This window comes from Deinococcus aestuarii, from assembly GCF_018863415.1.
Classification (GTDB): domain Bacteria; phylum Deinococcota; class Deinococci; order Deinococcales; family Deinococcaceae; genus Deinococcus; species Deinococcus aestuarii.
Map to the genome: position 1 here is coordinate 1 of NZ_JAHKSN010000032.1, position 19462 is coordinate 19462.

Sequence of the window (19462 nt, forward strand, 5' to 3'; positions counted from 1 at the left end):
CACGTCTGGAGTTCCTCGGGGGAGAAACCGCGTGTACCACCCTGTCGGGTGGCCCTGCTCTCGCATCTCTTCACCTGTCATGCTGCTCGCCTCGCTTGAGGCTCAGAAAAGATACCGGGCCGCCTCCGCTTTGTCAACTCCCCTCCCGGCCCCCACCCACCATGAACGGAGAAGTGGCGAGATCGGGCTCCCCTATACTTCGGGGCGGCAATGACCCCGCGCCCCGACCAACGGGAACCGCGCGGAAGGGAGGCACGCCCCATGCAGGAACTCTTGGAAAAACTGGCGTCGCTCCGGGAGTACCTTTGACATTCCCGGCAAGACGCGCAGGCTGAACGAACTCGACCGGGAACTCAGCGACCCCGCCCTCTGGAACAACACGGGCCGCGCGAGACAGGTGACGCAGGAGGCCGGGACCTTGCGCCGGGTGGTCGACGGCTACCGTGGCCTTCAGTCCGATGCAGACGGGCTGGCCGAGATGCTGGACATCGCCAGCGACGAGGAACGCGAGCTGCTCGCCGAGGAGCAGCAGAGCATCCAGGCGCGGGTGGACGACCTCTACCGCGAGACGCTCTTTACGATGAAGCACGCCGAGGTGCCCGCCATCGTGCGGGTCAAAAGCGGGGCGGGGGGCACCGAGTCGCAGGACTGGGCGGGGATGCTCACGCGGATGTACATGCGCTGGGCCGAGCGGCACGGCTACAAGGTCGAACTCATCGATCAGCAGGACGGCGAGCAGGCCGGGGTGATGAGCGCCGAATTCATCATTCGCGGAGAAAAGGCCTTTGGCATGATGGCGCCCGAGCACGGGGTCCACCGCCTCGTGCGCGTCTCGCCCTTCGACGCCAACAATCGCCGCCACACCTCTTTCGCCTCGGTGGACGTGGTGCCGGAGGTGCCGGAGGAGCAGATCGACATTCATATCCCCGACTCCGACCTGCGCCGGGACGTGTTCCGCTCCCAGGGCGCGGGCGGGCAGGGTGTGAACACCACCGACTCGGCGGTGCGCCTGACCCACCTGCCGACCGGCATCGCCGTGGCGTCGCAGCAGACGCGCTCCCAGATCAAAAACCACGAGATTGCCCTGCAAATCCTCAAGCAGCGTCTCTACGACATCGAGATGCGCAGGCGCGAGGAGGAGGAGGCCAAGGCGCGCGGTGAGCAGAAAAAGATCGAGTGGGGCTCGCAGATCCGCTCGTACGTCCTCGACAAGCAGTACGTCAAGGACCACCGCACGGGCCTCATGAAGCACAACCCCGACGACGTGCTCGACGGCGACCTCGACGACTTGATGTGGGCGGGCCTGGAGTGGATGGCCGGGAAACGTGCCGTGGAGGAGGGCGGGGACGACGAGTAGGCCGCTCGTCGAGGTTGCGAGGAGGGAGCCGGAGGCGGGGCGGCCTCCCTCGGTTCCGGGCATGGTGCCGTGGAGTCCCCGGCGAAGCTCCGACAGAGTTGCGTGACACTTCGTTCCTAGACTGCGGGGAAGGCCCTTGCCAATGACCTCCGACCTTCCCATTCCCGGCTATACGTTTCTGCGACCCCTGGGACGCGGGGACACCTCGCTCGTGTACCTCGCGCGGGACGATGGGGGGCGGGAGGTGGCCCTCAAGGTGCCGCACGAGCGCACCCTCAGCGCCCGGGAAGCCGCCGAGCGTTTTGGCAACGAGGTCCGGCTGACCCTCCAGTTCCGGCACCCCCACGTCGTGCGGGGCCTCGCGGGCACGCCCTTCGGCCCGCGGGCCTTCCTGGCGGTGCGGTATTACCCGGAAGGCTCGCTGTGCGACGTGCTCAAACGGCTGGCCCCGTGCTCCCTTCCCTTGGACGTGGCGTTGCGGGTGCTCGCGGACGTCGCCTCGGCCCTCGCGTACCTGCACGGGCTGGGGACCGTTCACCAGGACGTGAAGGGGCAGAACGTGTACTTCGAGGGGGGCCGGGCCGCGCTCGGTGACCTGGGGAGTGCCTACTTCACGGCCCAGGGGGGCAGGCCGAGCGGCAGTCCCTACTACATGGCGCCGGAGGTGTACCAGGGGGAGAGCGGCGGCGCGGCGAGCGACATCTACAGCTTCGGCGTCCTCGCCTACGAGCTGCTGGGCGGGCGGCGACCTTTTGCGGGCGAGACCTACGAGGAGCTGATGGCCGCGCACCTCAACCGCTTCGCGCCGCCGCTCCTGTCTCTGCGCCCGGAGCTTCCGCCCACCGTCGCCCGCCTCGGCGAACTCGCGCTCGCCAAACGCCCCGTGGACCGCCCGACCGCCCCTCTGATCCACCGCGCCCTCCTCACGGCCCTCGGGGAGGAACCGGAGGGCGAGGGGACCCCGGCGGCCGACGTCACGGCCCCTCCCCCGGGCCGCCAGGTGGGCAGGCACGCTCCGGTGGCCGTCACCACCACCGAACAGGTGGACGGGGCGGACGGAGGCCGCTGGAACCCATTCCGGCGCCGCAAGTAAGCGACCCTCAACCTGAACGGTGCAACTCGTACCGCCCGGGCCGCGTCCCGAAGCCCAGCCGCGCGTTCACCCGCAGCATGGGCGCGTTCGTGCTGTGGTTGTTCGTCCGCATCAGGGGAAATCCAGCCTTCCTCGCCCGGCGGATGGCGTGCAGCTTGAGGGGCAGCGCCAGTCCCCGCCCGCGCGCCTGCGGGTGTGTGGCCGTGAGCTCGTTGTAGACGAAATCGCGTATTCGGATCATCGCCGTCGTGCCTAGCCACTCGCCCCCGGGGCCCACCGCCAGGATGAGCCAGTCGGGACGCGGGTCATGGTCGAGGCGCAGCAGCTCGCGCACCCGCGAGAGCGGCCAGCGCGGGTGCCCGGCGAGGTCGGGCGTCTCGGTGAGGCGGTCGGCGACGAAGCGGAGGTAGCGCTCCACCGTCGCCTCATCCGCCCCCGCCAGGTCGGTGAAGGTGACGCGCTGCTCCTGAGCGCGGGTGAGGGCGTGAAGGTGCGGCGTCTCATCGAAGGTCGTCAGGTCGAGTTCGAAGGCGAAGCGGTGGGCGTGTCGGTGAAAACCCCGCCGCTCGGCCCAGGCGAGGCTGGCCGGGTCGGTGTCGAGCACGTCGGCGACCAGCCCCCCGGCACTCGCCCCCTGCGCCGCCGCTTCGAGCTCCCTCCACACCTCACGTCCTATGCCCCGCCCCCGCGCCTCCGGATGGACGAAGATACTCAGGTGCAGGTGGCCCGGTGGGTCGAAGGGGAAGAAGTAGAAGAAGTAGAGGTGCGCCCCGCCCCGCAGCTCTCCCCCATCCTCCACCACCCAGCGGCGGCTGAACTGCGCCGGGTCACGCCGGGCCTCTTCGGCCTGGAAGGATTGGACGGTGACGGAGCGTCCGAGGACAAGGTTGGAGAGGGCGACCCAGGCGGGCGCGTCCGCATCGGCATAGGCACGAACAACGGTCACGCCCCGTCCTCCACCGCCTTCGCCATCTGCCGGATGCTGCCGAGGTGATAGGCGACGTGGGCGACGGCACCCGCGAGCCCGCCGGTCGCGTCTCCATCGGCCTCCTTCGCGGCTTGGGTGCGGGCGAAGGCGACCACTTCGTGATAGGCGCCCCGCACGCGGCCTCGCAGCGCCGCCCACTCCTCCTCGCTCACCTGCCCGGGCTGAAAGCTCCCCTTCCAGTCGAACGGCCCCCGGTCGCCGTCCCGCTCCCAGCGCACGATCACCTCCATGTGGAAGGCGGTGTGGCGGGCATGTCCGGCGATGGTCGAGCCGTGGACCTCCCGGCTCGCCTGCCCGGCGCTCAGGGCCTCCAGCGTGGCGAGCAGGCCGTGGTTGCCGCTGCCGTCGGCCTTCGTTCCGTCGAGAAAGGCGGTGCCCTGGCCGGGCGTTCCCCCCTCCACCGCCTCCTTGAGGATGTCGAGGATGCCCTCGGCCCAGTTCTGCGGTTCGTTGCCCATGCCCCAGCGTACCGGCGCAGGGGGAGCGGCGACATGGGCCGGGTGGCTCTGGCAACTCCCCCCGCACTCTGCTAAAGTTGCCAGTTGCGCCGCCCGGCGAGGCCTGCCCATGTGGTGAGCACTGTGCCGTGAGCGGGAGAAAGAGAGGTGACCATGAACCAGTACGACCTGAACCTGATCCTCAACCCCAACCTCAGCGCGGAACAGCTCCAGACGGAGCGCGAGTACATCGAGAACGCGGTGCGGAACGCCGGAGCAGAGATCACCAACCTGGACGATGTCGGCAACCGCCGCCTCGCGTACGCCGTGGGCAAGGACCGCGAGGGCTATTACCTGATGTACACGATCCGCGCGGGCGGCAACCCCGAGCGCGACATCGCCACCAGCCTGCGCCTGCGCGACAATGTGCGCCGCATCCTGGTGGTCCGCGACCGCCCCGAACAGCGCACCAAGAAGGCCTGAGGGTCCCCCTCCCTCCCTCCCCCGTTACGCTGTTGACGTAAAAGTGCGGGATTGCTATCTTGGGATCAACCCGCGAGGGCCAACCGCCAGCCACGAAGAAGCTCAAGTTATCTCGCCAGCTCCAAAGGAGACCCCGTTATGGCCCGAGGCATGAACCACGTTTACCTGATCGGCGCACTTGCCCGCGATCCCGAGCTCCGCTACACGCCCAGCGGCGTGGCCGTCTTCGAGGCGACCGTCGCCGGGGAAGACCACGTGATCGGCAGTGACGGGCGCGAACGCAAGCTGCCCTGGTACCACCGCGTCTCCATCCTCGGCAAGCCCGCCGAGTGGCAGGCCGAGAAGGGCCTCAAGGGCGGCGACGCCCTGATGGTGGAAGGTTCGCTGGACTACTCCTCCTGGGACGCCCCGGAGGGCGGCAAACGCAGCGCCGTCAAGGTGAAGGCCCTGCGGATCGAGCAGCTCGGCTACGCCCCCGAACTCGTGCAGGACGCGGGTGGCGGCGTGCGGATGGCGAGCGGCATGAACGAAGTGGTCGTCATCGGGAACGTGACCCGCGATCCCGAACTGCGTTACACCCCGGCCGGAGACGCCGTGCTCGGCATCGGCCTGGCCGTGAACGAGACCTGGAACGACCGCCAGGGGCAGAAGCAGGAAAAGACGCACTGGATCGACGTGACGCTGTGGCGTGACCTCGCCGAGAGCATGAAGGACCTGAAGAAGGGCGATCCCGTCCTGATTCAGGGAAGGCTCGTGAACGAGGCGTGGACCGACCGCGACGGCAACAAGCGCAACAGCACCAAAGTAGAGGCGACGCGAGTCGAAGCCCTTTCCCGAGGCGCGGGCGTGACCGGCAGTCCCGCAGCCACCCCCGCCGCGCCCCGCCCACAGACCGCGGGCAGCACGGCGCGCCCCCAACCTGCCGCCGCGAGTGCAAACCGCGCGCAGCCGAGCCGGGCGGCGAACACGGGGACCCGTTCGGGGGGCTTGGATATTGACCAAGGTCTCGACGATTTCCCGCCGGAAGAAGAAGACCTGCCGTTCTGAGCCCCTCAGAGCGTGGCAGGCATTGAGGAACCCACATGACGCAGAGCAGCAACACGGAGCGCAAGCCCCGTCCCAAGGGGCCCAAGCGCCCCCGTAAGCCCAAGGTCGACCCGTTCTCGATTGGGGAACTGGAGATCACCGACTACAAGGACGTGAAGATGCTTCGCCGGTTCGTCAGCGACACCGGCAAGATCCTCCCCCGCCGCCGCACGGGTCTCTCGGCCAAGCACCAGCGCCGCATCTCGCAGACGATCAAGATCGCCCGCCAGCTCGCGCTGCTGCCCTACACCGAGAAGCTGGTCCGGAAGTAAGGAGGACCCTGATATGCAAGTGATCCTTCTTGAGCCCGGTCGCCTGGGCAAGACCGGCGATGTGGTGACCGTCAAGCCCGGCTACGCCCGCAACTTTCTGATTCCCCGCGGGATGGCGTCCCCCGCCAACGCGGCGAACATGAAGACCCTGGAGGCCCAGGTCCGCGCCCGCCAGAAGCAGCAGGCGAAGGACAAGGCCCAGGCCGAGGACCTCGCCAGCCGCCTCAACGGCGTGGCGGTGGAGCTCAGCGTCCGCGCGGGTGAGGGCAAGATCTACGGCGCCGTGACCCACGCCGACGTGGCGGGCGCGCTCGACCGCCTCGGCTTCGACGTGGACCGCCGCCGGATCGAGATGCCGAAGACCGTCAAGGAAGTGGGCGAGTACGACATCTCCTACCGCGCCCACCCCGAAGTCACGATTCCGCTGAAACTCGTCGTCCACGGGCAGAAGTAAGCGCAGGTGCAAAGAGGCCCCGGCTCCGGCCGGGGTCTTCCCTGTTGGTCTCGCGTGGGCACAGTACCGAACAAGCCCGTCTCCTACCCTGAGCCATGCGCCGCCTGCTCGCCGCCCTGCCCCTGTTGCTCTCCGCCGCCGCGTTCGCGCAGACGGTCCCGGAAACGGTCAGCCCCGCCCTCCTCGCGGGGTTGCGAACTGGAGGGCTGGTGCTGTACTTCCGGCACTTCGACACAGAGGGGACAGACGCGGCGACGGTCAACCTGCGTGATTGCACGACCCAGCGCAACCTCAGCGAAGCGGGGCGCACGAATGCGCGTGAGGTGGGACGGCTGCTGCGTGACCTCCGCATCCCCGTCGGCACCGTCCTCAGCGGCGAGTATTGCCGCAACCAGGAAAGTGCCGTCCTCCTGGCCGGGCGGGTCACGCCCACCCCGGCCCTCAACAACCCGTACTTCCGCACCGGGACGGAGGCGGACCGGCAGCGGGTCATCGGCAAACTCCGCGAGGTGTTGAGGGCGCCGCCCCGCGCGGGCACAACCACCGTCATCGTGACCCACGAGCAGAACCTGCGCCTGACGACGGGCTGGATGCTGGCGGAGGGGGAGGCGGCGGTCCTCAGACCCAGCCCGGACGGCTCGTTCCGGGTGCTGGCCCGGGTGACGCGGGAGGGGTGGCGGGCGGCGCTGGGATGGGGGCGCTGAAGTCTCTCACCGCCCCTATCCCCCCACCCTGTTACGGTAGGCGCGGAGGTCTCCACTATGCTCAAGCACATGCTGACGCTGCCGGTGCTGGCTCTCTCGTCCCTCGCGCTGGGACAGGCGGGGGGAAACGCCGCCGTCCGGGGGCAGGACGTGAACGTGACGAGCGGGGGGCGGGCGTACCGGAGCTACCTCGCCGCCCCCGCTTCCGCCACGCGCAAGCCCGCCGTGATCTTGCTGCACTCCTTCCGGGGGCTGGAGCAGGGCTACCGTGACCTCGTGGACGAGCTGGCGGCGGCGGGCTTCGTGACGCTCGCGCTGGGCTGGCAGACCTTCGAGCAGGAACCCAGCGACGCGACGGTGAAGACCCTGGTGGAGGACGGGCTGAAGTACCTGGGCGCCCGGCAGGACGTGAACTCAGGCGCGGTCGGCCTGACCGGCTTCTGCGCGGGTGGGCGCTACACCATGCTGCTGCTCCCGCAGATCAAGGCCTTCAAGGCGGGCGTGGCGTGGTACGGCTTTCCCGACCAGGGGGGGACGGCGGCCAAACCGCAGGCACCGAACGCGCTCATCGGGCAACTGACCGCACCCATGCTGATCATCCACGGCACGCGTGACCAACCCAGCCCCATCGCCAGCATCTACGCCTATGCGGAGCGGCTTGACGCGGCGAACAAGACCTTCAAGCTCAGCGTGTACCAGGGCGAGCCGCACGGCTTCCTGCTGCGGGAGAGCCGAATCGCGGACACCTTTGCCAGCCGGGACGCGCGCCGGGACATGCTGAATTACTTCCGCGAGTACCTGCGCTAGGAACGGGCCGGGACGCTAGACCCACATCCGCCCCGCCCGGACGACGACCCGGAGGCGGCGCGTGGCGGTGAGGTCACGGGTCGGATCGCCCTCGACGATGAGCGCGTCGGCGTGCGCTCCGGGACGCAGGACGCCCACCGTGGGACCTTCCTGCCCGGCCAGCACGCGGCCCGCCGTGCCCGTCGCCGCGCGCAGGGCCTCGGTCGGGCTCAGGCCCGCCAGGGTGACGAGGTGGACGAGTTCGGCGTGCAGACCTCCGCCGGGTAGGTTGTCCACGCCCGCTGGGGTGTCGGTGCCCGCGCCGACCTGACCGCCCAGGTCGAGAACACGCCGGGTCAGGGTGGCGGCCAGCCGGGTGTCCCAGTCGGCGGCGGGACGGCTTTGCGCCGTCGCGGCGTGGAGGCCGTCCCACATCGCGCGCAGGCTGTCGGCGACCTCCCCAGCATGGTCCCCGTTCGGCAACGCCTCCAGGTCCGCCCGCCGCGCCTGCCGCAACCCCTCGTGGACGCTCAGGGTGGGCACCAGCACCGCCCCCGCCTCCACCAACGCCCGCGCGAAACGGTCGAGCGTGGCCTCGTCCGGGAACTGCGTCTCCGGGTCGAAGCCCAGCCGCCGAAAGGCGAGCGCGAAACCGCTGGCGTGCTCCACTGTCCGGACCCCCAGGCCGAGGGCCTCCAGGGCGTCCACCCGGGCCGCGCTCAGCCCCCGGGTCCAGCGGGTGCCCAGGTCGGTCATCACCGGCAGGCCGTGTTCGCGTGCCCGCCTCACCGCCGCGCCGTAGGCCTCCGGGGAAAGCTGCTCGTACAGTTTCACCGTGTCCACGCCCGCCGCCGCGAGGGCGTCCACCGCTGCCGCCGCCTCCCGGGTGTCCCGAACGGTCCAGGCACCCGCCCGCCGGTCCCCGACCTCCCCCAGCACGCCCTCGCCGAAGTGCTGGAAGATGCTCTCTGGGCCGTCCAGAATCGTGCCCGCCCCGAACACGCGCGGCCCCTCCCCCGCCGCTGCCAGCGCCCGCAGTTCGGTCAGGACATCCAGGCTGCCCCCCGCGTCTCGCACGGTGGTCACGCCCGCCGCCGGAAACCAGCGGGCGTAGTGGGGCCGGGCGTGGACGTGCAGGTCCACTAGACCGGGGAGGATCGTGCCGTCCGGCCCGGCGTCGAGTACCCGCGTTCCGTCGGGGACGGCCAAGTCCGCGCCCACGTCGAGCACCCGTCCTTCGCGCATCAGCACGGTCGCGTGGGGCCAGAGGGTCTCGCCGTCAAAGAGGCGTCCGGTGAGGGCCAGCGGGGGCGCGTCGGTCATGGGCTCAGCGTGCCGCGCCCCCTCCTCGCGGCGTAAGGTATGGATGTGAGTAGCGTCCTGCACGTCACCGACCCCACCGCCGTGAGGCTCCTGACCCACGGGAGGGTGCGGCGGGTTCTGGGAGCGTTCCTGAGCCGGGAGGGGACGGTGGCGGGGACGGCACGAGAGCTGAGGCTCGATTTGCGCATCGTCCACCGGGACGTGCGGGCCCTCTGCGCGGTGGGGCTGCTGGAGGTCGTGCGGGAGGAGAAACGCGCCGGGCGGCCCGTCAAGGTCTACCGCGCCGTGGCCCCGGCTTTCTTCGTCCCCTTCTCGGCGACGGGGGCGGTGGAGTTGACCGAGTTAGGAGGAGGCTTCGCCGCGCGTTACGAGGCGCTGTACCGCTCGGCCCAGGCGCGCGAGTTCGGGCGGGCGCACCACGAACAGGGCGGCGGGCGCGAGTGGGGGGTGCGGCTGTACCTCGCGCCGGAGGGGCACGTGGAAGTGGACACGGGCTACGAGGGGGCGGACCTCGTGGAGGCGGGCGTGCGCTACCAGGGTCCGGAGGGCCTCTTCCTGCACGCCGAGACGGTCGTCACCCTCACGGACGAGGAGGCGCGGGAGGTGCAGGCCGAACTGATCCGGCTGCTGATGCGGCTGCGGCCCCGGACGCTGGACCACGAGGGGGCGGGCACCGGGCGGCCCCACCTCCTGCGGCTGGGGCTGGTGGGGGTAAGCCGGGAGGAGCAAAGCGGGCTGCCGACCTCGCGCTGAGGGGGGGCTCGCCGAACCGTTCCCCGGGGTGCTTGGGGATAGACTGCGCTCAGGCGTGCGGGTGAAAGGCCCAGCGCCCAAACAACACACCTTCTTCCATTTTTCTCTCAACACTTCACCGGGCGCGCTCCGCGAGGTTTGTGGAGGCGCCCCTCTCTCACCGAAAGGAGACGAGGCCACCATGACCGTCATGTCTGTCATCCTGGCGCTCCTGGTCGGGCTGGTCGGGCTCTTCGCCGGGCAGGCACGTGGGCGCCAGCGGCGCTCGGAGGTGGACGACCGCCTCCAGCGCGAGGCCCAGGCCGAGGCCGAGCGCATTCAGGCCCAGGCCGAACAGGACGCCCGGGGACTGCGCGAGCAGGCCGAGGGGGTCCGGCGTCAGGCCGAGCAAGCCCGCCACGACGCCACCCGCCGCCTTCAGGAAGCCGACGAGCGCGAACGTCAGATCGCCCTCCAACTCGAAGCGCAGCGCGATCAGATCGCCGCCCTGCGCCGTGGGTTTGAGGACGAGCGTACCCAGGCCAAGCAGGACGCCGCCCGCGAGCGCGAATCCCTGACCGCCGACCGGCAGGAAACCCGCCGCGAGCGCGACGAACTCAAACGCGAGATCGAGCGCCTCAACCGCCGCGCCGAACAGCTCGACGCCCGCGGCGACAAGCTCGACGCCCTGGAGGAGCGTCTGGAGGCCAAACTCAAGGCCCTCTCCGATCAGGAGGCGGGCCTCGCCGAGCGCGACCGGCAGGTCGAACTGCGGCTCTACGAGGTCGCGAACCTCTCGCCGCAGGCCGCCCGTGAGCAGATTCTCGGAAAGCTCGACGCCGAGCTGGAGGAGGAGAAGGCCATCCGCGTGAAGGCGATGAGCGAGCGCGCCACCGCCGACGCGAGACGCACCGCCCGCGAGGTGATCGCCCAGGCCATCCAGCGCAGCGCCTCCGAGACGAGCGCTCAGCTCAGCGTGTCGGTCGTCCCCATCCCCAACGACGCGATGAAGGGCCGCCTGATCGGGCGCGAGGGCCGCAACATCCGCGCTTTCGAGGCGCTGACCGGGGTGGACCTGATCATCGACGACACGCCCGAGGCCGTCATCCTGTCGAGCTTCAACCCGATCCGGCGCGAGGTCGCCCGGCACGTCCTGGAGGCCCTCGTCGCCGACGGTCGGATCCACCCCACCCGCATCGAGGAGATGGTGCACAAGGCGCAAGACGAGATGAAGACCTTCATCCACGCCCAGGGCGAGGAGGCGGCCATCGAGGCGGGGGTGGTGGGCCTCAAGCCGGGGTTGGTGCAGCTTCTCGGGCGGATGTACTTCCGCACGAGCTACGGCCAGAACGTCCTCAAGCACTCGGTGCAGGTCGCGCACCTGACGGGCATCATGGCTGACGAGCTGGGCCTCGACGCCGCCCTCGCGCGCCGGACGGGCCTGATGCACGACGTGGGCAAGAGCATCGACCGCGAGATCGAGGGCACCCACGTGGAAATCGGGATCAACCTCGCCAAGCGCTTCGGCGAGCCCGCCGAGGTCATCGACGCCATCGCCCACCACCACGACCCGGAAAACGGCGAGACGCTTTACAGTGTGCTCGTCGCCGCTGCCGACGCGATCAGCGCGGCCCGGCCCGGCGCGCGTCGAGAGGAACTCGAAGCCTACGTGCGGCGGCTGGAGCAACTGGAACAGATCGCGGTTGCCTTCCCCGGCGTCCAGCAGGCCTACGCCATCCAGGCCGGGCGCGAGGTGCGCGTGATCGTCCAGCCGGAGAAGGTCAGCGACGCCCAGGCCACCCTCCTCGCCCGCGAGATCGCCGGTCGGGTCGAGCAGGACATGGAGTACCCCGGCCAGGTGCAGGTCACCGTGGTCCGTGAGAGCCGGGCGGTGGAGGTCGCGCGGTAGGGGAAATCACGGCAGGGGCGGCCCGCTTCCATCGCGTCGCCGCCCCTTTTCTTCAGGAGATCAGGGAACCCAAGCGCATAGGTTGACTTCCCATGTATAAGACGCTATCTTTTCCCCATCACCGCCCGAGAAGGCGGCTTTTTTATTGCCCCTCCCCGGGGGTGTAGCCTGCGGGCATGACTCCTCCCGAGACGCCCCTCAAGTCTGCCGCCTGGCTGCTTGAACACCTGCATGACCCGCAGCTCCGGGTGCTCGACTGTCGCTACGCCCTGACCGACCCCCTGGTGGGGCGCATCGCCTACCTTTCCGGGCACGTTCCCGGCGCCGTGTACGCCGACCTGGAAACGGACCTGAGCGGGCCCGTGCAGCCGGACGGCTCGGGCGGGCGGCATCCCCTTCCCGACCCAGGCGTGCTGGCGGCGTGGCTGGGCAGCGTGGGCGTTGGGAATGACAGCTTGGTGGTGGCCTACGACGACCCGAGCACTGGGCAGGGCTTCTACGCGGCACGGGCGTGGTGGTTGCTGCGCTGGCTGGGACACCGGGAGGTCTACGTGCTCGACGGCGGCTGGCCCGCCTACCTGGCGGCAGGTGGGGAGCCCAGTACGGAAGAACCGACACCGACACCTGCCACGTTCACGCCGGAGGTGCAGTGGGAGATGGTCGCTACTGCCGAGGACGTGGCGAGCCGGGGGGAGGGAACCCTCCTGATCGACTCGCGCGCGCCCGCCCGTTACCGGGGAGAGGTGGAGACCCTCGACCGCAAGGCCGGACACATCCCCGGAGCGGTGAACCGCGAGTGGGCCGGGGCGTTGAACGAGGGCGGGCGGTGGTGGGGCGGGGAGGCCCAAGCCGCGCGGCTGGAGGCTGGCGACGCCCCCACCATCGCCTACTGCGGAAGTGGAGTGAGCGCGACGCCCAACCTGCTCGCCCGGGAACTCGCCGGGGTGCCCCTGGGGCCGCAAAACCGCCTGTACGCCGGGTCGTGGAGCGACTGGATCAGTGACGATAGGCGGGCGGTGGCGAGTGGAGAGGAATAAGGGGACGGCGGGACGCTCATCCCGCTCGTGACCTCAGCGCGTGCTGCCGTATCCGCCTGAGCAGGCCGCTCCACGTTCAGGAGCGGTCGGTCCCTGCTCGTACTTGTCGAGGAAGGCCCCCAGCCGCTCGTCGGTGGGGTTCTGCACCTGAAGCTGGGCGTTCCAGGCACTCGCCACGACCGGGGCGGGCAGGCCCTCGTAGGGGCTCAGGAGGGTGTAGGGGCGGCCATCCACCAGCGTTTTCAGGGCCGCGACCCCCTCGGCGCCGAGGTCGGGGCGGTAGGTGATCCAGACGGCGCCGTGTTCGAGGCTGTGGACGGCGTACTCGTTGTAAAGGGGCTGGTCGTACACGCCGCAGTTTTGCCAGATGGCGTTGTGCGCGCCGCCCGCCGGGGGGTTCTCGGTGTAGACGAGCGAACCGGCGCGGTGGTCGCCGCCCTGGTACTCGAAGGTCTGGAGGCCCTCGATGTTCCCGCCACCGCAGGCGGCGAGGGTGAGGGGCAGCAGGGCGAGCAGGAGCGTCCGTTTCATCAGGCCCCAGATTAGGGCGAGAAGGTGAAAAGCACGCCCTCCGGAACACCATTGGCGTGGAAGGCTGGGGCATGACCGCTCCCGCCTCTCCCGCACCCCTCGCGGCCCTGACCCAGCCGATCATCTTCGTGGACACCGAGACGGGTGGGCGTGATCCCCTGCGCCACCCCCTGCTCACGGTCGGGCTGGTCACGCTGACCCCGCAGGGAGAGGTCACCCGGCCCCTGCACCTGCGCGTGCGTCACGAACGCTACGACGTGGAGGAGGAAGCGATGGCCGTCAACGGCATCGATCTGGAGGCGCACCACGCGGGCGCCCAGCCGCCAGAAGAGGTCGCGCAGGCGGTGAGGCGCTACGCCGGGGAGGTCGGGAGGGTCATGCTGGGCGGGCACAACCTGCACTTCGACACCGGCTTTCTGCGGACGCTGCTGCCGGACCTGGGGAGCGTGTTTCGGCGGGGGCGGGTGGATACCAAGCTCAGCGCGCAGTTTCTGATTCACGCGGGGCTGCTGCCGCGGAAGGTGGGGACGCCGCTCGACCAGCTCGCCGGGCATTTCGGGTTCGAGTACCGGGCGCACGACGCGCTGGAGGATGCGGCGGTGACGGCGCGGGTGTATGCGGCGTTGTTGCGGTTGACGGCGCGGTGAGGTGGGAGCGGGCAGGGGGCGCGGCAAGGCCTCACGGGCGGCAGGGGTGGCCGGGTCCTCCAAGGCGCAAGGTGTGATCTCGTCGCGTTCCAGTCGCTCACCCACGGTCCCGCCGCGCGAGTCGGGCAGTCCTCGGGCAGGATCGTCCACTTTCCGCCCTCCAGAGGGCCCCTGAACGAGTGGGGGCAAACAGCGCGCAAGCTCTTGATCTTCTCCCTCTTGAAGGTGAGGCCGGGTGAAGATGAATGGACCTTTCACCCACGCGCCCCCACCCAATCGTCCCTTCTCGTCGGTGGAGCACGCCTCACGTCCGACAGCCGCTCTCCCCGGTGCAAGAGGGGACGCACCCTCGCTTCGCCGCCCTCCCACCCAAACCGCCGCGACGCTCCCCCCTTGCGTGCGTTGCGTTCTCGCCCCTCCCGTCACCCTCCCGGGAACGCGCCGCAATTCCGGGCAGAGGGCGGTGGTACGCTCGGGGGCGGTTATGGACGCTTACGACGTAGTGGTGATTGGCGGCGGCCCGGCGGGGTACGTGGCCGCAATTCGCGCCGCGCAGCTCGGCCTGGGGACCGCCTGCGTGGACGCCTTCGAGCGGGAGGGCAAGGGCTCGCTCGGCGGCACCTGCCTCAACGTGGGCTGCATCCCCAGCAAGGCGATGCTCGACTCCAGCGAACGGTTCGAGATGATCACCCACGAGGCCGGGGAGCACGGCATTCAGGTGGACGGCGCGCGGGTGGACCTCGCCAAGATGCTGGGCCGCAAGGAAGCCGTCGTGGACAAGCTCACGGGCGGCGTGGCCTACCTCTTCCGCAAGAACAAGGTCACGAGCATCCACGGCCTCGGGCGCCTCGTCCGCCGCGAGGACGACGGCTGGATTGTGGACGCCGCGGGCACCGAGATCAAGGCGAAGAACGTCATCGTGGCGACGGGCAGCAGCCCCCGCGAACTGCCGCTGGCCCCCTTCGGCGGGCACGTGGTGGAGAACAGCGGCGCGCTCGCCTTCGAGCAGGTGCCGGGCAAACTCGGCATCATCGGGGCGGGGGTGATCGGCGTCGAGCTGGGCAGCGTGTGGCGCCGCCTGGGCGCGCAGGTCACCGTCCTCGAAGCCCTGCCCGGCTTCCTGATGGGCGCGGACGAGGCGATCAGCAAGGAAGCCCTCAAGCAGTTCCAGAAGCAGGGCCTGGAGTTCCACTTCGGGGTGCAGATCGGGGAAGTCCAGCAGAACGACTCGGGCGTCACCGTGACCTACGAGGAGAAGGGCCAGAGCGTCACCGCCAGCTTCGACAAGCTGATCGTCTCCATCGGCCGGGTGCCCCACACGGCGGGCCTGGGCGCCGAGGCCGCCGGGCTCGAACTCGACGAGCGCGGCTTCGTGAAGGTGGACGGGCACTACCGCACCAACCTCCCCGGCGTGTACGCGGTCGGCGACGTGATCGGCGGCGCGATGCTCGCCCACAAGGCCGAAGAGGAGGGCGTGGCGGTCGCCGAACTCCTCGCCGGGCAGGCCGGGCACGTCAACTACGACGTGATCCCCTGGGTGATCTACACCAGCCCCGAGATCGCCTGGGCGGGCCTGACCGAAAAGCAGGCGAAGGAGAAGGGCCTTCAGGTCAAGACCGGCCAGTTCCCCTTCAGCGCGAACGGGCGGGCGCTGGGGCATGGCGACCCGCGCGGCTTCGTGAAGGTCGTCGCCGACGCGGACACCGACCGCATCCTGGGCGTCCACATGATCGGCCCGAACGTCTCCGAACTCATCGGCGAGACGGTGACCCTGATGGAGTTCGGCGGCAGCGCGGAGGACCTCGCCCGCACCGTCCACGCCCACCCCACCCTCTCGGAAGTGATCAAGGAGGCGGCGCTGGCGACCGACAAGCGCTCGCTGCACCTGTAGAGAGCGGTCAGCTTTCAGCGATCAGCCGTCAGCAAAAGAGGGGGGTGGGGAGGCCGGGCGGCTTTCCCGCCCCCTCCTTTTGGTCCCTCAGCCGTGGTGGGCCGGGTCGTGGGCGAGGACCCGGCGCGTCGCCTCGGCGAGGATGTTTCGCACGTCCCCCGGCGTCTGGGCCTCGACGTACACGCGCACGACGGGTTCGGTGCCCGAGGCGCGGAACATGGCCGAGGCGCCGCCCGCCAGGAGGAGCTTCACCCCGTCGGCGGTCTTGCGGCCCTCGACGGGGTGCCCGGCGACCTCCTGGTACTCCCGCGCCTCGGCGAGCAGGGCGGCCTTGTCGAACCCGGCGCCGAGGTGCAGGTCGGCGCGGTCGTCGTGATGCCGGAACCCCACCTCGGCCTCGATCCCGGCGAAGAGGTCATCCAGACTCCGGCCCGTGGCCGCGACCGCCTCGACGAGGAGCAGGCTGTTGAGCAGGCCGTCGCGCTCGGGGATGTGCCCGCGCGAGGAAAGTCCGCCCGACTCCTCGCCGCCCATCAGGACCGCCTTGCTCTCGTCCGCCTGCCCCTCCAGAAACGCGTCGGTGATGTACTTGAAGCCCACGGGCGTCTCCAGCAGCTCCAGGCCCAGCCTCTGGGCGAGCAGTTCGATCACCCGGCTGCCCGAGACCGTCTTCACCACCCGCCCGCGCAGCCCGCGCCCGTGGAGGTGGCGCAGCAGCACCGCGAAGATCTGGTGGCTGTTGAAAAACCGCCCCCCCGCCGTCACCGCCCCCACCCGGTCGGCGTCCCCGTCGGTGACCACGCCGAGGGCCGTGCCCGTCTCGCCTTTCAAGAGGCCCGTCAGCTCTCCGAGGTTCTGGGGAATGGGCTCGGGGTTGACCCCGTAGAACAGCGGGGTGGGCTCGCCGTGCAGCTCGCGCAGGTCGAGACCCAGGCCCGCGTGCTGGGCGTAGCCGGTCAGCCACCCGCACCCGGCCCCCCCCATCGCGTCGTGGACGACGGTGCCCCGGTACGCGCGCAGGGTGCCGAGGTCGAGCTGACGGTCGAGCGCGGCGTAGTACGCCTCCCGGATGTCGAGGGGCTGGACGGTGCCCGGCGGGCCGCCATACGGCTCGGGACGTGCCAACGCCCGCTCGACCTCCGCGACCACCTCCGGGGTGGCGCTGCCCCCATAGCTCCCCTTGAGCTTGTACCCGCTGTAGGCGGGCGGGTTGTGCGAGGCGGTGATCATCACGCCGCCCGCCGCGCCGTGGTGGACGACCGCGTAGGACAGGGCCGGGGTGGGCAGATAGTCGGCGGCGAGAAGGACGTTCAGGCCCTCTCCCGCCATCACCTCGGCGACGAGGCGCGCGAACCCGGGTCCCTGAAAGCGCGTGTCGAAGCCAACGACGACGAGGGAGCCCCCCGAGGCCCGCAGCGCCTGGGCGTGGGCGCGGGCAACGACCCGCACGTTTCCGTAGGTGAAGTCCTCGGCGATGATGTCCCGCCAGCCGTCGGTTCCGAATTTGATGGGCGTAGGTCAGCGCACTCCGTTCCCCGGACTCCAGCAAGCGCGGCGACGGTCACCATTGACGAAACGGGGGGGTGGCCGGTATGCTTCCGGGCGTGCTGAAAAGCACCCCTTGAGAGGGCGGCGGCGCGCGGAGACAAGCGAACTGCTGTGGGTGTGGCCCCATCGTCTAACGGTTAGGACACTACCCTTTCAAGGTAGCGATACGGGTTCGAATCCCGTTGGGGTCACCAGAAAAAGCCTCCGCCTCGGCGGGGGTTTTTGCTGTCGAGGCCCCGCTATAGTAGCGCGCGTGACGCAGACCCCGGCAGAGCAGCCCGCCTTCACGCCGCCGGGGTGGGTGAGCTGGCTGATTGCGCTGGTCCCGGTCTTCCCACCGCTGTACCTGGCCGCACTGGGCTGCCTGGGCAGGCTGCGGACCCTGCCGCTCGCCGCCCGGTGGGTGCTGTTCTTCTTCGCGGGCACTCAACTCGTCGCGGCCCTGTTCACCCCCCGGCCCCTGATCTCGCTGGGGTTGGCCGCCGGGCGCACCCTGCTGATCCTCGCCATGATCGCGGCGGGAGCGTACCTGCGCGACAGTCGCAATCTCCGGCCCCTGCTGTGGGGCCAACTCGTCATCTTCGTGACGGCCTGGGGGTATACGCTCGCCACCCAGGGTTTCGCGGGAGTGCAGGAGCGGCTGGGGCACCCCTACTACTACATCGTGTCGCTGGGGCTCGTCGCGGTCGTGGCCCTGTGGATCACGGTGTTCTGGCGGGGAGGGCGGCTGTGGTGGCGTGTTCCCGCAGGCGCGCTCGCCGTCGTGACCTTTCTCGCCGCCGGGAGCCGGGGGCCGTTGCTGGCGCTGGTGGTGGGAAGCTTGGCGGCGCTGGGCCTGACGGGACGGCAACGGCGCTGGTGGGTGCTGGTGCCGGGCGTTCTCGTGCTCGCGCTGGCGGCCCTGACGAGCACCCTCAAGGTCCCGCTGGAGCCTGTGGAACGGCTGCTCAACGACCAGACCAGCGGGCGCGAGCAGGTCTGGCGAGAGGCCGTGCAGGGCTGGCAGACCAGTCCCGTCGGCGGCGTCGGCCCCTACCAGGGAGGACCGTACCTGACCTTTCTCTTCAAAGACGGGTGCCAGCTCACGCCCACGCTGGAGCGCAACGATATCTCCTGTCCGGAGTCGGTCAGCCGCTGGTCGAGCGTGTGGCTGATCGCCCATAACGTCTGGCTGCACTGGCTGCTGGAGACTGGAATCGTCGGAACACTCGGGCTGATCACCATCATGGGCTACGCCCTGTGGTGTGCCGTGCTCACCCGTGATCCCCTGACGCTCGCCCTGCTGTTCGGCTTCACGGCCATGAACGTGGTGGACGTGGTAGCTGCCCTGCCCAGCCCGCACTTCGCGGAGCTGTGGTGGGCGGCGGTGGGGCTCACGCTGGTCGCTTCCGGACGAAGGGCGGCAGATTCAACCCCCACCACAACGCGGATATTAAAAGGAGCAGAATTCCTCCGGCCAGCAACCAGCCAGACGAGGCCATCGCCGTAGGCTTCTGCATCACAGTGATTCGCGTGAAATACAGATAGCCACAACCCTGTGTTCCCGAAAGACAATCGACCTGCACGTTGATGTGGCTCGCCTGTGGAAAAGCCATCAACGAAACTGAGGGCCTGACCCCTGTTTGCTGGTCTCCACTTTTAATGGACACCACCATATCGTCCACACGGGTCGTCACACGGAAAGGTTCTTTCGCGTTGATCTCAAAAAAGGCGTCTACGGGTTTTATATCCTTCGGCCATTCAAGGGAAAAACTATTCGACTCGACGTTACGGTAGTAGTTGAGGCCGTCCGATACCAGCGGTCCAGTGCCCTGAATGGTCAGAAGACTCTGCGGAGCATCCAGCCACCAGTGTTCAACACCTAACCCTACGTCAGTCTGAGCCTCGTTCCGTAAAGGCGAAGTCAGAGTAAGCCGCGTCCAGAATTGCTTGACAGTTCCATATTTACAAATGGTGGAGCCACACTGGTATTCAATGGTCAACTCGTTTCGACCGGCGTGGGTGAAGGCGCCCAGCTCTCTGTTCGTATATCTCCCCTTCGGGAAGGTGTATGTATCGAGCAACCGACCGTTGAGGAAGACTCGGCCTGTCACCTCGGTGACAGGCGCGTGAACTTGATAGCGGTATTGAACGTACAATATTTCCGAGGTCGGAAAGGTCAAGGCCGTTTGTGTAGCGAGAGGG

At 69.4% G+C, this 19462-nt stretch carries 20 protein-coding genes and 1 tRNA gene; 15 read left to right on the top strand and 6 right to left on the bottom strand.

What is annotated here, in order from left to right:
* Nucleotides 1-261: 261 nt before the first annotated feature.
* Both prfB and IC605_RS23085 read left to right on the top strand, forming a co-directional pair.
* A protein-coding gene (gene prfB, locus IC605_RS23080; protein WP_216329414.1) for a peptide chain release factor 2 occupies nucleotides 262-1357 on the top strand; the annotation gives its coding sequence in 2 pieces (ribosomal slippage) (nucleotides 262-306 and nucleotides 308-1357; 1095 coding nt in all).
* Between the two features lie 142 nt (nucleotides 1358-1499).
* Nucleotides 1500-2450 carry a serine/threonine-protein kinase gene (locus IC605_RS23085; protein WP_216329416.1) on the top strand — a complete coding sequence of 317 codons (951 nt, stop codon included), beginning with the start codon at nucleotides 1500-1502 and terminating at the stop codon, nucleotides 2448-2450.
* Between the two features lie 7 nt (nucleotides 2451-2457).
* Here the strand turns inward: IC605_RS23085 and IC605_RS25485 are convergent, their stop codons facing one another.
* Together IC605_RS25485 and IC605_RS23095 are read right to left on the bottom strand one after the other, a co-directional pair.
* Nucleotides 2458-3396, bottom strand: a complete 939-nt coding sequence (locus tag IC605_RS25485) for a GNAT family N-acetyltransferase (protein WP_216329418.1) — start codon at nucleotides 3394-3396, stop codon at nucleotides 2458-2460.
* Nucleotides 3393-3896 (bottom strand): DinB family protein, encoded by a 504-nt coding sequence (locus IC605_RS23095; RefSeq protein WP_216329419.1) that lies wholly within the window; start codon nucleotides 3894-3896, stop codon nucleotides 3393-3395. The genes IC605_RS25485 and IC605_RS23095 overlap by 4 nt, the downstream gene beginning before the upstream one ends.
* 153 nt (nucleotides 3897-4049) lie before the next feature.
* On the opposite strand from IC605_RS23095, the gene rpsF reads away from it, so the two are divergent.
* The 6 genes from rpsF (at nucleotide 4050) to IC605_RS23125 (ending at nucleotide 7681) form a co-directional block, all read left to right on the top strand.
* Nucleotides 4050-4358, top strand: a complete 309-nt coding sequence (gene rpsF / locus IC605_RS23100) for a 30S ribosomal protein S6 (protein ID WP_216329421.1) — start codon at nucleotides 4050-4052, stop codon at nucleotides 4356-4358.
* Nucleotides 4359-4496: 138 nt separating this feature from the next.
* A complete protein-coding gene (locus IC605_RS23105; RefSeq protein WP_216329423.1) occupies nucleotides 4497-5405 on the top strand; it encodes a single-stranded DNA-binding protein in 909 nt (302 codons plus the stop codon).
* A gap of 35 nt (nucleotides 5406-5440) precedes the next feature.
* Complete coding sequence (gene rpsR / locus IC605_RS23110; RefSeq protein WP_102128261.1) at nucleotides 5441-5716, top strand: 30S ribosomal protein S18; 276 nt, start codon at nucleotides 5441-5443, stop codon at nucleotides 5714-5716.
* Nucleotides 5717-5729: 13 nt separating this feature from the next.
* On the top strand, nucleotides 5730-6170 hold the full coding sequence (rplI, locus tag IC605_RS23115) for a 50S ribosomal protein L9 (RefSeq protein WP_216329424.1): 441 nt from the start codon (nucleotides 5730-5732) through the stop codon (nucleotides 6168-6170).
* 95 nt (nucleotides 6171-6265) lie between these two features.
* A complete protein-coding gene (locus tag IC605_RS23120; RefSeq protein ID WP_216329426.1) occupies nucleotides 6266-6874 on the top strand; it encodes a histidine phosphatase family protein in 609 nt (202 codons plus the stop codon).
* Nucleotides 6875-6943: 69 nt separating this feature from the next.
* Nucleotides 6944-7681: a dienelactone hydrolase family protein gene (locus tag IC605_RS23125; RefSeq protein ID WP_216329428.1), complete on the top strand. Its 738-nt coding sequence runs from the start codon at nucleotides 6944-6946 to the stop codon at nucleotides 7679-7681.
* 15 nt (nucleotides 7682-7696) lie between these two features.
* On the opposite strand, the gene IC605_RS23130 is transcribed toward IC605_RS23125, so the two are convergent.
* On the bottom strand, nucleotides 7697-8983 hold the full coding sequence (locus tag IC605_RS23130) for an amidohydrolase family protein (protein ID WP_216329430.1): 1287 nt from the start codon (nucleotides 8981-8983) through the stop codon (nucleotides 7697-7699).
* Nucleotides 8984-9028: 45 nt separating this feature from the next.
* Here IC605_RS23130 and IC605_RS23135 point away from each other — a divergent pair, with 45 nt between their 5' ends.
* From IC605_RS23135 to IC605_RS23145, 3 genes are all read left to right on the top strand, one after another.
* On the top strand, nucleotides 9029-9736 hold the full coding sequence (locus IC605_RS23135; RefSeq protein ID WP_343216703.1) for a hypothetical protein: 708 nt from the start codon (nucleotides 9029-9031) through the stop codon (nucleotides 9734-9736).
* A gap of 181 nt (nucleotides 9737-9917) precedes the next feature.
* Nucleotides 9918-11624 carry a ribonuclease Y gene (gene rny, locus IC605_RS23140; RefSeq protein ID WP_216329434.1) on the top strand — a complete coding sequence of 569 codons (1707 nt, stop codon included), beginning with the start codon at nucleotides 9918-9920 and terminating at the stop codon, nucleotides 11622-11624.
* 176 nt (nucleotides 11625-11800) lie between these two features.
* The gene (locus IC605_RS23145; protein WP_216329436.1) at nucleotides 11801-12661 is read left to right on the top strand and encodes a sulfurtransferase; all 861 of its coding nucleotides are present in this window, start codon (nucleotides 11801-11803) and stop codon (nucleotides 12659-12661) included.
* Between the two features lie 33 nt (nucleotides 12662-12694).
* Here IC605_RS23145 and IC605_RS23150 read toward each other — a convergent pair whose 3' ends face one another.
* Entirely contained in the window at nucleotides 12695-13192 is a 498-nt protein-coding gene (locus IC605_RS23150; protein WP_216329438.1) for a thioredoxin-like domain-containing protein, read from the bottom strand.
* A gap of 71 nt (nucleotides 13193-13263) precedes the next feature.
* Here IC605_RS23150 and IC605_RS23155 point away from each other — a divergent pair, with 71 nt between their 5' ends.
* Nucleotides 13264-13839, top strand: a complete 576-nt coding sequence (locus tag IC605_RS23155; protein WP_216329440.1) for a 3'-5' exonuclease — start codon at nucleotides 13264-13266, stop codon at nucleotides 13837-13839.
* A gap of 484 nt (nucleotides 13840-14323) precedes the next feature.
* On the top strand, nucleotides 14324-15730 hold the full coding sequence (gene lpdA, locus IC605_RS23160) for a dihydrolipoyl dehydrogenase (protein ID WP_216329443.1): 1407 nt from the start codon (nucleotides 14324-14326) through the stop codon (nucleotides 15728-15730).
* Between the two features lie 87 nt (nucleotides 15731-15817).
* Here lpdA and IC605_RS23165 read toward each other — a convergent pair whose 3' ends face one another.
* A complete protein-coding gene (locus tag IC605_RS23165) occupies nucleotides 15818-17239 on the bottom strand; it encodes a phosphoglucomutase/phosphomannomutase family protein (RefSeq protein WP_216329494.1) in 1422 nt (473 codons plus the stop codon).
* Nucleotides 17240-17397: 158 nt separating this feature from the next.
* Between IC605_RS23165 and IC605_RS23170 the strand changes: the two genes are divergently transcribed.
* Together IC605_RS23170 and IC605_RS23175 are read left to right on the top strand one after the other, a co-directional pair.
* Nucleotides 17398-17472, top strand: a tRNA-Glu gene (locus IC605_RS23170).
* A 59-nt stretch (nucleotides 17473-17531) separates the two neighbouring features.
* Complete coding sequence (locus IC605_RS23175) at nucleotides 17532-18767, top strand: O-antigen ligase family protein (RefSeq protein WP_216329445.1); 1236 nt, start codon at nucleotides 17532-17534, stop codon at nucleotides 18765-18767.
* On the opposite strand, the gene IC605_RS23180 is transcribed toward IC605_RS23175, so the two are convergent.
* On the bottom strand, nucleotides 18652-19440 hold the full coding sequence (locus tag IC605_RS23180; protein ID WP_216329448.1) for a hypothetical protein: 789 nt from the start codon (nucleotides 19438-19440) through the stop codon (nucleotides 18652-18654). The two genes, IC605_RS23175 and IC605_RS23180, sit on opposite strands and share 116 nt — an antisense overlap.
* Nucleotides 19441-19462: the final 22 nt, after the last annotated feature.